Genomic DNA, 14,659 nt, shown 5'->3' on the forward strand with positions numbered 1-14,659 from the left:
GTTGGGCCCAGGCCCTTGCGTCCCATCGAAACGCCGCCATAGTGTCAAGCCATGCTGACACTCGCGGTCGATCACAGCGTTGAACAGGTCCGCGATCGGCGGCCGCATGCCGTGGTCATTGGCTCGGGCTTCGGCGGTCTCGCCGCCGGCGTCCGGCTCGGCGCCCGCGGTTACCGTGTGACGCTGCTGGAGCGCCTGGAACAGGCGGGAGGCCGCGCGCGGGTCCACCGGCAGGACGGGTTTACCTTCGATGCCGGACCCACCATCGTCACCGCGCCCCAGCTGTTCGAGGAGCTTTGGACGCTGGCCGGACGGCGCCTATCCGACGACGTGACGCTGGTCCCGATGGACCCGTTCTATCGGATCCAATTCGCGGACGGATCGTCCTTCGCCTATAGCGGCGATCCCGACCGCATGCGTGCCGAGGTCGCCCGCTTCGCGCTGGACGACGTTGCCGGTTACGAGCGCTTCATGGCCCACAGCCGGGCCGTCTGCGAGATCGGATTCGAGCGGCTCGGCCATGTCCCGTTCGGGCGGATCGGGGCGATGCTGAAGATCGCCCCGGACCTGATCCGCCTGTCGGGCCACCGCTCGGTATACAATGTGGTGGCGCGCTTCATCCGCGACGAGCGACTGCGCACGGTGTTCAGCTTCCATCCGCTGCTCATCGGCGGGAATCCGTTCCAGGCCAGCGCGATCTACTGCCTGATCGCGGATCTCGAGCGCCGCTGGGGCGTCCATTTCGCCATGGGCGGCACCGGACAGCTCGTCGACGGGCTGGTGCGCCTGATCCGCAGCCAGCGCGGACGTGTTCGGCTCGGTGCGGAGGTCGCGCGCATCCGCGTCGAGAACGGCTCGGCGACCGGGGTCGAGCTTCAAGGCGGCGAGACGATCGCGGCCGATCTCGTGGTCTCGAACGCCGATTCGGCGGTGACGCATGCGCGCCTTCTGCCAGAGGCGCAACGCTGGAGCTCGGGTCGGTTTCGTCGCGCCCGTTCTTCCATGGGCCTGTTCGTCTGGTATTTCGGCACGAAGCGCCGCTACCCAGAGGTGGATCACCACACGATCCTGCTGGGACCGCGCTATCGCGGGCTGTTGTCCGACATCTTCGACCGCAAGGTCCTGGCCGAGGATGCGAGCCTCTACTTGCATCGGCCCACCGCGACCGATCCGAGCCTCGCGCCGCCGGGATGCGATGCCTTCTACGTGCTGGCGCCGGTACCGAACCTCGCTGGCGGACAGGACTGGCAGACGCTCGCGGACTCGTACCGGCGCCGGATCGCCCGGATCCTGGAGACGAGTCTGCTCCCGGGTCTGACGGATGCGATCGTGACCTCCCGGGTGACGACGCCTCAGGACTTTCAGGACGACTTCCTGAGCTATCGCGGTTCCGGCTTCGGGCTGGAGCCGGTGCTGACGCAATCCGCATGGTTCCGCCCGCACAACCGCGACGGCCATGTGCGCAATCTCTACTTGGTCGGAGCGGGTACGCATCCCGGCGCCGGCTTGCCCGGCGTGCTCTCCTCCGCCCGCGTCCTCGACAGCGTGGTTCCCGATGCCCGCGTTACCGCCTGAATTCGCCGCCGCCGCCGACCGGACCGCCTGTCGGGTCGCGATCCGTCACGGCTCCAAGAGCTTCTTCGCGGCCGGGCAGCTCCTGCCCGGGGATGTCCGCGAGGCGGCTTACGGTCTCTATGCGTTCTGCCGCTACTCGGATGATCTCGTCGACGAGGCGCCGAGCGCGGCGGCCCGTCACGCCGCTGTGGCCCGCCTTGATCACCGGATCGGCAGAGCCTATGCCGGCGAACCCGCCGACACCCCCGCCGACCGGGCCTTCGCGGAGATCGTCACCGCCTTCGCGATTCCAGAGGCGCTGCCCCGCGCGCTCATCGAGGGTTTGGCCTGGGATGCCGAGGGGCGGTTTTACGCCGATCTCGACGCGCTCCACGCCTACGGGGCGCGGGTGGCCGGCTCGGTCGGCGCGATGATGGCGCTGATCATGGGCGTGCGCACGCCCGAGGCCCTGGCCCGCGCCTGCGACCTCGGGGCCGCGATGCAGCTCACCAACATCGCCCGCGACGTCGGCGAGGATGCCCGCATGGGCCGGATTTACCTGCCGCTCGATTGGATGCGGGCGGCCGGGCTCGACCCCGACGCATTCCTGGCCGATCCCCGGCCGAGCCCGGCGCTCGCCGGCCTCGTCGCACGGCTGTTAACCGAGGCTGACGGACTGTACCGCCGCGCCGAAGCCGGGATCGCCCAGCTTCCGCCGCGGTGCCGGCCGGCCATCCGCGCCGCAGGCCTGATCTACCGTGAGATCGGGCGCGAGATCGCAATCGCCAACTACGACACGGTCACTCGCCGTGCCCGCGTCAGCGGTACCCGCAAGCTCGCGCTGATCGCCCGGTCGCTTCGGGCTTCGGCGGACGAAGTGGATTTTGCCGCTCCTGCGCTGCCGCAGACGCTGTTCCTGATCCAGGCGGTCGCGCAGCAACCGCCAAGCTCTCGGGACAATCGGCCCGCGTTGCGTCCGTGGTGGAACGTGACTGGCCGGGTCGTCCACGTCCTCGATCTCATCGAACGGATGCGTGAGCGGGAAGCCTTCGGCCGATCCGCGCCGTCCTGAGCCGCCGCGAAATTCAACGCCCTGATCTGACGTGCTCGCCTCCCCAGGAAGGGCAGGGGGGAGGCGAGCACCGTCCTATTTGAGATCGCGCGTGTAGGTCTCGCCCGCATCGGCCTTGAGGGCCGCGCCGGCCTCACGGCCGATCCGCTCGGCCTCGGCAGCGGGTCCCTGGCGCGACACCGACCAGTGCCGGCTCCCGTCCGGCAGGAACAGTAGGCCGTCGAGCGACAGGGTCTCGCCCTCGATTCGCGCGAGAGCGGCGATCGGCGTCCGGCAGGACCCATCGAGCTCGGCCAGGAGGGCGCGCTCGGCGGTGATAGCGGTCGTGGTCCGGGCGCAGGCGATCGGCGCCAGCACATCGCGGACCGCGCCGTCCGCCGCGCGACACTCGATGCCGAGTGCACCCTGCGCCACGGCCGGCAGCATCTCCTCCACGCTGAGAATGCTGCGGGCCATGTGTTCGAGCCCGAGACGCTCGAGGCCGGCCAGGGCCAGCAGGGTCGCGTCGCACTCGCCCGCTTCGAGCTTGCGCATCCTCGTGTTGGCGTTGCCGCGCAGCGGCACCACCTGCAGATCCGGGCGGCGCATCAGAACCTGGGCACCCCGGCGCAACGACGAGGTGCCGACCCGAGCCCCCGCGAACAGCCCGGCTAGACCGTCGGCATGCGGTGACAGGAAGGCGTCCCGGGGATCGTCGCGCTTCAGGATACAGGCGATGATCAAACCGTCGGGGAGCCAAGTTTCCACGTCCTTCATGGAGTGGACCGCGATATCGACCTCTTGGGCGAACAGGGCCTGTTCCAGCTCCTTCGTGAACAGCCCCTTGCCACCGATCTCGGAAAGCGGCCGATCTAGGATCTTGTCGGCCACGGTGGTGACGACAACGAGTTCGGTTTCCAGACCTGGATTGGCCGCGACGATCTGATCGCGCACCATCCCGGTCTGCGCGAGCGCCATCGGTGAGCCGCGGGTGCCGATGCGCAAGGGACGGTTCAACATCTGTCTTCGGATCTTCTTGGGTGGATGGGTCAGGGTCTTATAGACCGCCTGTCACGCTGCGGTCAGGGGTATTCAGGTTTCTTGAACCGGCCGTGTTGCATTAAGGCCGGTGGCGACGCCCCGCTTTCGCCGGACTGCATGCCTAACGGAACTTCGGCACACGACAGAGCGAACGGACATGGCGCGATGCTGACTCTGCCGAGCCGACGGCAGTTCCTGACCGGCCTCGGAGCGGGACTCGGTCTGACGGCGGCGACGGGCGTCTATGCGCTCGATGTCGAGCCGCTGCGCCGCCTCGTCGTGACCTCCTACGCGCCGGCCCTCCCGCGCTGGGATCCGGCTCTGCGCCTGCGCGTGGCGGTGCTCGCAGATTTCCATATCTGCGAGCCCTACATGCCGTTCGACCGGGTGGCCGAGATCGTCGACGCCACCAATGCGCTCAAGCCCGACCTCGTGCTTCTGCTCGGCGATTACCCAGCGGGTTTCATCGCATGGCGGAAGCTGCCACTTACCCAGTTCGCCCGGATGATGGCGGAGCTGAAGGCCCCACTGGGCACGCACGCGATCCTCGGCAATCACGATTGGTGGGATGATGAGACCGTCCAGGCAGCCCGCAGCGGGACGCCCGCAGCCAAGCGTTTGCTGGAGGCGCGGGGAATTCCGGTGATGGAGAATCAGGCCGTCCGCCTGATCAAGGACGGACGCCCGTTCTGGCTGGCCGGCCTCGCCGACCAGCAGCCCTTCATGGGTAGCTGGAAGACGCTCAGCCATGCGGACGTGCCGCGCACGCTGGCGGCGATTACCGATTCGGCGCCGGTGATCCTGATGGCGCATGAACCCGACATCTTCGCCACCCTTCCGGACCGATTCTCACTGACCCTGGCCGGGCATACCCACGGTGGACAGGTGCGGATGTTTGGACGCTCGCCCGCGATCCGCAAGGTCCAAGGCCATGATTACGCGTACGGGCACATCGTGCAGGACCGGCGCCACATGATCGTGTCCGGCGGTTTCGGCATGAGCCGGATCCCGGTGCGGCTTGGTGTGCCGCCGGAGATCGTGCTCCTCGAACTCGGGCAGACCGCCCCGGCGCCTGACGCCTGAGCGACCTCGGGGGAGTCGAAGGGCCGCGATGCACCAGCTCCGCGCCCGAATGACGCGCCGCTCGTCGTCCGCTGCACGCCGCGCTACCTGCCTGCCATGCGCGCCCTTATACCACTCTTCGCCCTTTCCTGCCTCGTCGCGGCGTCCGGATCCGCCCGGGCCCAATCCTGCGACACACTCATCGACCGCGTCACATCCGAGACATCGGCGCAGGCGACCGAGCGCCGCAGCGATTACGCCAGCTTCTCAGCCAGTCCCGACATGACGCTGACGTTGGCCTGCGGCGGACCGGACTTCTCCTCCGTCGGCGCGCAGTATCGCGGCGCGAATCCGCCCGATACCTATTACGACACGTTCGGTCACGCCGGGCATGCCGTGACCGGGATCGATGCCCAGGTGATCACCGAAGCCGCGCACAAGGCTCAGGCAGCCGCGGTTCGGCTCCGCCACAGCAACGTCGATCTCGGCGGTGCCCGGATCACGTGTTCGGCGATGGTCTCGCCCGACAAGGGACCCCTGACCCTCTGCGCCGTGATCGAGCACAGCGATCGGAGCTGAGGCCGGCGGCACGCATCGCCGGTTCGCTGTCCCCCTCAGAGCGGGATGTTGTCGTGCTTCTTCCAGGGCTGCTCCATCTTCTTGGTACGCAGCATGCCGAGCGCCCGGGCGACCCGGCGCCGGGTGGAATGCGGCATGATCACCTCGTCGATGTAGCCGCGCTCGGCCGCCACGAACGGCGACAGGAACCGATCCTCGTATTCGCCTGTCCGCGCCGCGATCTTCTCGGGGTCACCCAACTCGCTGCGGAAGATGATCTCCACCGCACCCTTGGCGCCCATCACGGCGATCTGGGCGGTCGGCCATGCGTAGTTGACGTCTGCGCCGACATGCTTGGACGCCATCACGTCGTAGGCCCCGCCGAAGGCCTTGCGGGTGATGATCGTCACCAGCGGCACGGTCGCCTGTGAGTAGGCGAAGAGCAGCTTTGCGCCATGCTTGATCAGGCCGCCATATTCCTGCGCTGTGCCCGGCAGGAAGCCCGGCACATCCACGAAGGTCACGATCGGGATTCCGAAGGCGTTGCAAAAGCGCACGAAGCGCGCGGCTTTCCGCGAAGCATCGGAATCGAGCACGCCCGCCAAGACCAGGGGCTGGTTGGCGACGAAGCCAACGGTCCGCCCCTCGATCCGGGCAAAGCCGGTGATGATGTTGCGCGCGTAGGTCGCCTGGATCTCGAAGAAGTCGCCCTCGTCCACGACGCGGCGGATCAGCTCGCCCATGTCGTAGGGCTTGTTCGGGTTGTCGGGAATCAGCGTGTCGAGGGACGAATCGAGCCGCTCGACATCGTCGAAGCTCGTGAGCTCCGGCACGCCGTCGATGTTGTTGGCCGGCAGGAAATCGAGCAGACGGCGGATCTGGAGGATCGCCTCCACGTCGTTCTCGAACGAGCCGTCCGCGATCGACGACTTGGTGGTGTGGACCTTGGCGCCGCCCAGCTCCTCGGCGGTCACGACCTCGTTGGTCACGGTCTTCACCACGTCGGGGCCGGTGACGAACATGTAGCTCGTGTCGCGGACCATGAAGATGAAGTCGGTCATGGCCGGCGAATAGACGTCGCCGCCTGCGCACGGGCCCATGATCACCGAGATCTGCGGAATGACGCCGGAGGCCATGACGTTGCGGCGGAACACCTCGCCGTAGCCGCCGAGCGCCGCGACGCCTTCCTGGATGCGCGCGCCGCCGGCATCGAAGATGCCGATGATCGGGGCGCGCATCTTCAGCGCCATGTCCTGGACCTTCACGATCTTCTGCGCGTGGGCCTCAGACAGGGAGCCGCCGAACACCGTGAAGTCCTTGGAGAACAGGAACACGGTCCGGCCGTTGATCGTACCCCAGCCGGTCACCACGCCGTCGCCTGGGATCTTCTGGCTTTCCATGCCGAAATCCGTGGAGCGGTGCTGCACGAACATGTCGAATTCCTCGAACGACCCGTGGTCGAGGAGGAGTTCGATGCGCTCCCTTGCGGTGAGCTTGCCGCGATTGTGCTGCGCCTCGACGCGCCTCTCACCACCGCCGAGACGAGCCTGCGCCCGGCGCTCTTCGAGCTTGTCGAGGATATCCTTCATCGCTGTTTCCGCCCTTCCCCTGCCGGTAACCTGCGACCCGGTTCGGGCCGGGTCCAAGCTTGTGCATTCGCCGATGATCCGGCCTTAGCACGGGCCTTACGGGTGGCAAACCGACATGTTTGTCAGAGCTTTGAGGGGATATGGTGGACGGTGCAGGGATCGAACCTGCGACCTTTCCCGTGTGAAGGGAACGCACTACCGCTGTGCTAACCGTCCGTACCGGCGTCAAGTCAGACGTGTCGGTCGCGCTTTTCCAGCGCGGCGAACCGGTGGCGGGCCTTCTAGGGCGCGGCGGGCCAGAACGTCAAGCGCGGTTCGCGATGTTCTTGCGCTTGGCCGGTGGACGCGGTCGATCGCGAAGGGCGAGCTTTGAGCCAGCGCTCGCGACTGCGTCCGGAAAAACTGGATCTCGTCCTGCACACTATCCATCCGAACCAGTGAAGCGGAACAGAACCTTTCACGACAGCCATGACGCATAGGCGGCTCACGACATCGCCGACACGGCCCCGGCGACGCCCAAGTCGCAGGTTCTTCCGCGTCCCATGGTTGACAAGTTCGCCGCCCCGGTGCGCTGTGCCGGGATGCACGAGGGGCCAGCGGGCGTGAATCCCGGTAGCGACGTGACGTCGGACATCGCGAGCCGGGCGCAACGGCCGCGCGTGGCGATCACCTACTGCACGCAATGCAACTGGCTTCTGCGATCCGCGTGGATGGCGCAGGAGCTTCTCTCCACCTTCCGCGACGATCTTGGGGAGGTCGCGTTGATCCCGGCCTCGGGCGGCGCGTTCCGCATCGAGATCGGCACGGCTTTGGTGTGGGAGCGGGTGCGCGATGGCGGCTTTCCCGACGTGAAGTCGCTTAAACAGCGGGTGCGAGACCACCTCGACCCGGCGCGCGATCTCGGCCATATCGACCGGCCATGAGGCGAGGGAACGGCGAGGAGCCTGCGGGGCACCGCGGGCCGGGGACGGGCCCCGCTTGAGTCCGCAGCGGCAGGCCGGGGGCGGCGACGTCCCGGCGGTGATCCCCGCACGCCGGTCCTGGCTGTCGCGGCGGCTTCACCGTTTCGCCGGCAACGGATTCTCGACGCAAGTCTATCTGATCGCCCTCGTCGTGGCACTGATCGGGCCGGGCCTCCTGTTCACCGGCATTCTGCTGATGCGCTACGCGTCGGCCGAGCGGGCGCGCTTCGAGCAGGACGCGCGTGAGAACGTGCGCGGCATCGGCCTGTCGCTGGACCGCGATACGGCGGGTCTCGTCTCAGTGCTGCAGACGCTGGCCACATCGCCGCGGATCCGCCAGGGCGATTTCGAAGCGTTCGACGCGCAGGCGCGGCTCGTTCGTGAGTCCATCGATCTCGATGTCTTGCTCAGGCGGCCGAACGGCCAGGCGATGGTCAATACCGGCGTGCCGCGCGGTGCGCCGCTGCCGGTCGTGGGGCTGCCCTTCGATCAGGAGCTGGCGAAGGGCACGCAGCGCGCCATGGTGAGCGGCTTCGTGCCGGGTCCCTCCGCGAACGAAGCCTCCTACGCGGTCGGCGTGCCCGTGATGATCGACGGCGAGGTCGGATACATCCTGAGCTTCACCGTCCCGCTGTCCCGCCTTCAGGGCATCCTGTCGCGTGAGGTCGTGCCGGGATGGACGACGGGCATCAGCGACCGCAACGGCATCGTGCTGGCGCGGCTGCCCGATCCCGATGCGGTGGTGGGCCGCCCGCGGCTCGCGAGCCTCCGGCAGGTCCAATCCGCGACACCGGGGGTCTGGGAGGGCCAGGACCGCCAGCACAAGCCGGTCGTGGTGATCGAGGCCCGCTCCCGCCTCACCGGCTGGATGGTCGCCACCAGTATCCCCCAGGCTCTGGTCGACGCGCGCGTCCGCCGCTGGGTCTGGGCCTTCGCGGGCTTCGGCCTGCTGGTGCTTGCGACGTCCTCGCTGCTGGCCGTCAATCTGTGGTCGCGGGTCTCCCGCCCCTTGAGGCTGCTGGCCGCCACGGGGCCCGCCCTGGCGCGGGGTGAGGCCATCCCGCGGATCTCCTCGCCGGTCCACGAGATCCAGCGCCTCGCCCTCGTCCTGTCCGAGGCCTCGCTCCGCCTGCGCACCCGCGAGGAGGAGCGCGACCTTGCACTCGCCGAGACGCGGCGGGGCCTGACGGCGCTCAGCGAGAGCGAGGCCCGGTTTCGGCACATGGCCGATTCGGCGCCGGCCCTGATCTGGATGACGGACGAGACCGGCGCGGTGAGCTTCGCCAATCTGCATTTCGAGCACCTGTTCGGGATCAGGGCGGCGAGACTCGCCGAGGAGGGCTGGGCGCGGATCATCCATCCGGATGATCTCGAAGCGTTTCGAGTAGCCTTCTCGGAGGCGTTCGAAGCGCGGGTGCCGTTCCGCCTCGAGGTGCGCGTGCTCGACCGGGATCGAATCGCGCGCTGGCTGCGCTGCGAGGGCGTGCCGCGCCTCGACGACGATCAGAACTTCCTCGGCTATACCGGCTGCAACATCGACATCACCGACGCAAAGAACGCCGAGGAGCACCTGCTGCTCCTGATCCACGAACTCAATCACCGGGTGAAGAACACCCTGGCCACGGTGCAGTCGATCGCCGTGCAGTCCCTGCGCGGGCTCGAAGGTGCGGAGGCCGATGCCGCGCGTGCCGCCTTCGAAGCGCGCTTGCTGGCGCTGGCCCGGGTTCACGATGTGCTCACCCGCGAGAGCTGGGAGGGCGCCGAACTGTCGGCGGTGGTGGCGGACGCGATCCGGCCGCTCGAATCCGGCGATGGCCGCGCCTCGCGGTTCCGGGTCACCGGACCGCCCCTGCGGCTGGCACCGCGGCTCGCCCTGTCGATCGCCATGGCGCTGCACGAACTGGGCACCAACGCGGTGAAGTACGGCGCGCTCTCGGCCGATGGCGGCATGGTGGACATTGCGTGGACGGTTCGGCGCGAGGACGAGACGCTTCTGTACCTCCGCTGGTCCGAACGCGGCGGGCCGCCGGTCAAGAAGCCGACCCGCACCGGCTTCGGCTCCCGGCTGATCGAGCGCAGCCTGGCCCGCGAGCTGGCCGGCGCGGTGACGCTGAACTACGAACCGTCCGGCGTGGTCTGCACCATCGAGGCGCCCGTGCCGCCACCGGGCCTGCTGGACCGCAAGAGCGCCGCTGCGCCGGCGCGGATCGCGCCGCTGCCGTTGGCGGGATAGGCGGGGTGACCGCTCTCGAACCGGCTTCTCTGACAGGGTTATGCACGGTTGCGTGACGCGTCGCTCGGCAAGTCCGTCCGGCGCGATACGACCGTCCGGCATGGTCTACCGGGGGCGGTGCGCCGCGGCGAGGACGACCGCAGTGGATCGAGACCTCTCGCGCGTTCAGGACAGAGCCTCGGCAAGGAATCGTCAGGGCTCGGCCCTGAAAGCCAGCGAACGGGCGCAGCCCAGCCCCTTTCAAGGTGTTTGCAGGATCATCAAGACACCGGGCAAGCGCGCTCCTCCTCTGGCCCCTCCCGAGCGGGCTACCGGATGCATACATTTCCCTCGGAGAGGCGAAGGCGGCTCCGCGCGTCTCCCTCCCCCGCAGAGGGGGGAGGGGAAAAGGCGGTGCTCTTTTGATATGTTAGGGCCATGGATTGCGATCTTTGCAGCCAGCCCAGATACCTTGAAAGGGCTGGACATCAGCCCTTTGAAAACCCGAATTCTGGGGTCGAACAAGCCCTCACTGATACGGGTCGGCCGCGTCCCGCAGCCCATCGCCCAGGAAGTTGAAGGCCAGCACCGTCACCAGTACCGGCAGCACCGGCGCCAGCAGCCACGGATAGAGCTGCACGGCCGCCAGATTCTGCGCCTCGTTGAGGAGCACGCCCCAACTCGTCACCGGCGGACGCAGGCCGAGCCCCAGGAAGGAGAGGGCGGTCTCACCGAGGATCATGGTGGGGATCGACAGGGTCGCCGAGGCGATCAGGTGGCTCATGAAGTTCGGGATGAGGTGCCGGCCGATCACCCGGGCCGGCGAGGCGCCCATCAGCTCCGCGGCCTGCACGAAATCCTCCTCCCGAAGGGCCAGGAGCTTGCCGCGCACCGCGCGGGCAAGACCGGGCCAATCCAGAAGTCCCAGGATCACCGTGATGCCGAAGAAGATCAGGAGCGGGCTCCAGTTCGGCGGCAGGGCCGCCGAGAGCGCGAGCCAGAGCGGCAATTCGGGCAGGGAGCGCACCACCTCGATCAGCCGCTGCACCCCGGCATCCACGATGCCGCCGAAATAGCCCGCGATGCCGCCGAAGAAGAGTCCCAGCGCGAAGGAGATCGCCACGCCGACGAGGCCGATCGTGAGCGAGATCCGCGTCCCGTAGATCAGGCGGGAGAACAGGTCGCGCCCGAGCTTGTCGGTGCCGAGCAGGAACAGGGTGCCGTTTTCCGGCGGGCAGACGACGTGCAGGTCGGTATGGACGAGCCCGAGCCAATCATACCCGTCGCCCCGGCACAGGAAGCGCAGCGGTTGCGGGGCCGCCGTATCGACCTTGTAGTCCCGGCGGAACGTGGCGAGGTCGAGATGCGCCCGGTAGGGATAAACGAACGGCCCGACGAACCGGCCCGCGTGGAACAGGTGGACGCCCTGGGGCGGTGCGTACAGGAAGTCGCCGTTGCGCCGGGCCTGACCGTAGGGCGCCAGCATTTCGACGAACGGCACGATCGCGTAGAGCGCGAGCAGGATTACGGCCGAAGCGACCGCGATGCGGTGGCGCAGGAATTTTCGGACGATCAGCCGCCACGCGGACGCACTCTTTGCGAGGCCTTCAGGGCCGGCATCCGGCTCAAAGAGCGCCGGATCGACGAAGTGGCGGTCGGCGGGAATCGCGTCCGTCATCGCAGTCCCATGCGGATGCGCGGATCCAGCCAGACCAGGGTCAGGTCGGAGATCAGCATCCCGACCAGCGTGAGGGAAGCAACGAACATCAGGATGAAGCCGGCCATGAACTGGTCCTGGCTGCGCAGGGCTTCGAGGAGCAGCGGCCCGACCGTCGGCAGGCTCAGCACCAGCGAGACCAGCACCGAGCCGGAGACGAGATGCGGCAGCAGGTTGCCGATATCCGCCACGAACGGGTTCAGCGACATGCGGAACGGATATTTCAGCAGGGCCTTCAAGGGCGGCAGGCCCTTGGCGCGGGCGGTGACCGTGTAGGGCTTGGCAAGCTCGTCCAGCAGGTTGGCGCGCATGCGCCGGATCATCGCCGCCGTCCCGCCGAGCCCGATCACCAGGGTCGGCACGACCAGATGGCCCAGCAGCGAGCGGATCTTTGCCCAGGTCCAGGGCTGGCTGGTGAGCGCGGAATCGTAGAGGCCACCGATCGACAGCCCGAACCAGCGGTTGGCATAGAACAGCAGGATCAGCGCCAGGAGGAAGCCCGGAACCGCCAAGCCGACATAGCCCAGCAGCGTGACCACCGCGTCGCCGAACGTGTTGCGGTGCGTCGCCGAGTAGATCGCCGCCGGAATCGCCACCAGATGCACGAACACGACCGCGGTCAGGTTGATCAGGAGGGTCAGCCACAGGGCGTCGCCGACGACGTCCGCCACCGGCTTGTCGTACTCGAACGACCAGCCCCAATCGCCCTGGAGCAGCCCCGAGAAGCCCACCGAGCCGGGCATGACTCCGATCCACATCAGGTATTGCTGCCAGACCGGCCGATCGAGCCCGTATTGCTGGATCAGCAATTCGGCCTTCGCCACCGACGTCGCGTCGCCCGTGGCGCGCAATTCCATGATCCTGTTGGAGAGATAATCGCCGGGCGGCAGCTTGATGATGAGGAAGACGAGCGCCGAAATCACCAGCAGCGTCGCCGCCATCGTGAGGACGCGGCGGAGGATGACGGCGATCACCGGGCCTCCACACGCTTGTCGGCAGCCTGATCCCAGAACAGCTCGTCGAGGCGCTGCACGCCGATCAGGGCCGTGGGATCCCAGGAATAGAGGGCGCGCTTCGGCAGGTTGACCAGGCGATCGGCTCCGACCACGGGCTGCAGCGCTCCCGCCACGGTGCCGATCACCCAGGTGTTGCGCGCGTGGTTCATCAGCATCTCGCGCCAGATCGCGGCCTGCTTGGCCGCGTCGTCGGTGTCGCGCCACTGGCGGTCGAGCTCGATCAGGCGCTCGACCTCCGGCACATTGCAGGGTTCCCCGCTCTTGCCGCGGCTCTCGACGTTCATGCTCCAGAGCGGCCAGGAATAGTGCTCCGGCTGCGCGGGGCTCAGCTCGGTCGGCGGCATGATCGCGGTCGGGACCGCAAGGTCGAGCCCTTGGGCGGCCACCATCACGGTCATGCCGGCGATGGAGCGCCGATGCAGGTTGGTGCGCTCCTGCGGCTTGGTTACCAGACGGATCCCGACCTCGCGCCAGAACTCGGTGATGAGCAGCAGCGCGTCGAGCACCATCTCGGCCTCGCCGTCACTCTCCACGACGATCTCCAGCGGGCGCCCGTCGGGCAGGAGCCGCGTGCCGGACCCGTCGCGACCGGTCAGCCCCACGCTGTCCAAAAGCTTGGCCGCCGCGGCCGGGTCGTAGCCGGCGTTGAGGGTCCGCATCGCGGGCTCGAAGAGCGGGCTGTCCGACACGATCGTGTCGTTGCCCTCGGTACCGAGCCCGAACAGGAGCGTGTTGTTCAGGGTCCGGCGATCGATGGCGAGCGACAGGGCGTGGCGGTAGCGCACGTCACGGTTGAGCTGGCGCCAGACGGGATCCGCGGTAGTCAGATTTGGGTAGAGAGCGAATTCCGAGCCGCGCGCCACCGGCCACAGATAGGTGTGGTAGCGGTGCATCGCCTCGCCCTCCTTGAGACTCGGGATGTCGGGCATCGACAGGCCGCGGAACATCAAATCCGCCTCGCCGGCATTGGTCTTGGCGACCAGCAGGCCCTGCGAGGCCACGTCCATGACGATCGCATCGACATAGGGCAGCTGGGTGCCGGCCGTATCGACCCGGTGATAGGAGCGGTTGCGCTCGAACCGGAACCGGGTGGCGGGCGAGCGCGTCCGCGGCACCCAGCCCTGCAGGGTCGGGCAGTCCGGATTGCCGAGCTCGTAATTGTCGTCCATGCGGTTGTGCAGGGCGGCCCAGCTGCGGAGCTTCAGCGCCTTGGCCTTCGCGTCGGCCGCATCCTTGCCGATGTAGCGGGCGTGGACCGGCTTGAGGTAGTGCGACGGGCGGTAGATCAGCGGATCCCGCGGCGCCGCCAGGGTGGGCAGGAACAGCGGGTTCGGCCGGTCCCAGCTGAAGCGGATCGTCACCGGATCCAGCACCTCGACCTGGGGCAGCTTGTCCTCGATCCGGAAGAAGGCCGGCGGCCCGTCCGGGCTCAGCGCCTTCTCGTTGGCGACGTCCTCCCAGTAGTAGCGGAAATCCTCGGTGGTGAACGGATGCCCGTCCGACCAGCGATGGCCCTTGCGGAGGGTGAAGGTGAAGCGCCCGCCCTCAACATCGACGCGCTCCAGCACGTCCGGCCGCAGGTTCAAGTCGGCATCGTAGCCGACCAGGCGGGTGTAGCCGTAGACCGAGAGGTAGCGGACGTCCCGGGCCTTGGCGATCAGGGTCCGGATCGTGCCACCGGCTGTGCCGGGCCGTCGGTTATGGGCGGCGAGATCGACCACCAGGGGGGTGGTCGGTGGGGCCGGGGCTTCGGTCGGCGGGGTGTCGGCGCGGGCCATCGGCGCCGAGCGCGACCAGACAAGGGATGCGCCGAGGCTGGCGAGGAGGGCGCGGCGGGAGACACCGCTCTCCCTCCCCCCTCTGCGGGGGAGGGTGGCCCCCGAAGGGGGTCGGGAGA

At 68.1% G+C, this 14,659-nt stretch carries 11 protein-coding genes and 1 tRNA gene; 6 read left to right on the top strand and 6 right to left on the bottom strand.

Annotated elements, in window-relative coordinates; all coding sequences use genetic code 11:
* The first annotated feature begins 51 nt into the window (after positions 1 to 51).
* Together MKK63_RS28775 and MKK63_RS28780 are read left to right on the top strand one after the other, a co-directional pair.
* Complete coding sequence (locus tag MKK63_RS28775) at positions 52 to 1,575, top strand: phytoene desaturase (RefSeq protein ID WP_244007578.1); 1,524 nt, start codon at positions 52 to 54, stop codon at positions 1,573 to 1,575.
* Positions 1,556 to 2,626 (top strand): phytoene/squalene synthase family protein, encoded by a 1,071-nt coding sequence (locus MKK63_RS28780; RefSeq protein ID WP_244007580.1) that lies wholly within the window; start codon positions 1,556 to 1,558, stop codon positions 2,624 to 2,626. The genes MKK63_RS28775 and MKK63_RS28780 overlap by 20 nt, the downstream gene beginning before the upstream one ends.
* 75 nt (positions 2,627 to 2,701) lie before the next feature.
* Here the strand turns inward: MKK63_RS28780 and hemC are convergent, their stop codons facing one another.
* Complete coding sequence (hemC, locus tag MKK63_RS28785) at positions 2,702 to 3,625, bottom strand: hydroxymethylbilane synthase (protein ID WP_244007582.1); 924 nt, start codon at positions 3,623 to 3,625, stop codon at positions 2,702 to 2,704.
* Positions 3,626 to 3,811: 186 nt separating this feature from the next.
* Here hemC and MKK63_RS28790 point away from each other — a divergent pair, with 186 nt between their 5' ends.
* Both MKK63_RS28790 and MKK63_RS28795 read left to right on the top strand, forming a co-directional pair.
* A complete protein-coding gene (locus MKK63_RS28790) occupies positions 3,812 to 4,729 on the top strand; it encodes a metallophosphoesterase (RefSeq protein WP_244007584.1) in 918 nt (305 codons plus the stop codon).
* Between the two features lie 96 nt (positions 4,730 to 4,825).
* Positions 4,826 to 5,287: an ABC transporter ATPase gene (locus MKK63_RS28795; RefSeq protein ID WP_244007586.1), complete on the top strand. Its 462-nt coding sequence runs from the start codon at positions 4,826 to 4,828 to the stop codon at positions 5,285 to 5,287.
* Between the two features lie 35 nt (positions 5,288 to 5,322).
* Here MKK63_RS28795 and MKK63_RS28800 read toward each other — a convergent pair whose 3' ends face one another.
* The gene (locus tag MKK63_RS28800) at positions 5,323 to 6,855 is read right to left on the bottom strand and encodes an acyl-CoA carboxylase subunit beta (protein ID WP_244007588.1); all 1,533 of its coding nucleotides are present in this window, start codon (positions 6,853 to 6,855) and stop codon (positions 5,323 to 5,325) included.
* A 141-nt stretch (positions 6,856 to 6,996) separates the two neighbouring features.
* Positions 6,997 to 7,071 (bottom strand) — tRNA-Val (locus MKK63_RS28805).
* 443 nt (positions 7,072 to 7,514) lie between these two features.
* Between MKK63_RS28805 and MKK63_RS28810 the strand changes: the two genes are divergently transcribed.
* Positions 7,515 to 7,778 carry a SelT/SelW/SelH family protein gene (locus MKK63_RS28810; protein ID WP_313901803.1) on the top strand — a complete coding sequence of 88 codons (264 nt, stop codon included), beginning with the start codon at positions 7,515 to 7,517 and terminating at the stop codon, positions 7,776 to 7,778.
* Between the two features lie 97 nt (positions 7,779 to 7,875).
* On the top strand, positions 7,876 to 10,050 hold the full coding sequence (locus tag MKK63_RS28815; protein WP_244007833.1) for a sensor histidine kinase: 2,175 nt from the start codon (positions 7,876 to 7,878) through the stop codon (positions 10,048 to 10,050).
* A gap of 508 nt (positions 10,051 to 10,558) precedes the next feature.
* Here the strand turns inward: MKK63_RS28815 and MKK63_RS28820 are convergent.
* Genes MKK63_RS28820 through MKK63_RS28830 form a run of 3 tightly spaced genes read right to left on the bottom strand, consistent with a single transcriptional unit; the run spans position 10,559 to position 14,540 of the window.
* Positions 10,559 to 11,707: an ABC transporter permease gene (locus MKK63_RS28820; protein WP_244007590.1), complete on the bottom strand. Its 1,149-nt coding sequence runs from the start codon at positions 11,705 to 11,707 to the stop codon at positions 10,559 to 10,561.
* Complete coding sequence (locus MKK63_RS28825) at positions 11,704 to 12,720, bottom strand: ABC transporter permease (protein ID WP_244007592.1); 1,017 nt, start codon at positions 12,718 to 12,720, stop codon at positions 11,704 to 11,706. Before MKK63_RS28825 ends, MKK63_RS28820 begins: the two co-directional genes overlap by 4 nt.
* Entirely contained in the window at positions 12,717 to 14,540 is a 1,824-nt protein-coding gene (locus MKK63_RS28830; protein ID WP_244007594.1) for an ABC transporter substrate-binding protein, read from the bottom strand. Before MKK63_RS28830 ends, MKK63_RS28825 begins: the two co-directional genes overlap by 4 nt.
* Positions 14,541 to 14,659 lie beyond the last annotated feature (119 nt).

It is taken from the genome of Methylobacterium sp. J-088 (genome assembly GCF_022829295.1).
GTDB lineage: Bacteria > Pseudomonadota > Alphaproteobacteria > Rhizobiales > Beijerinckiaceae > Methylobacterium.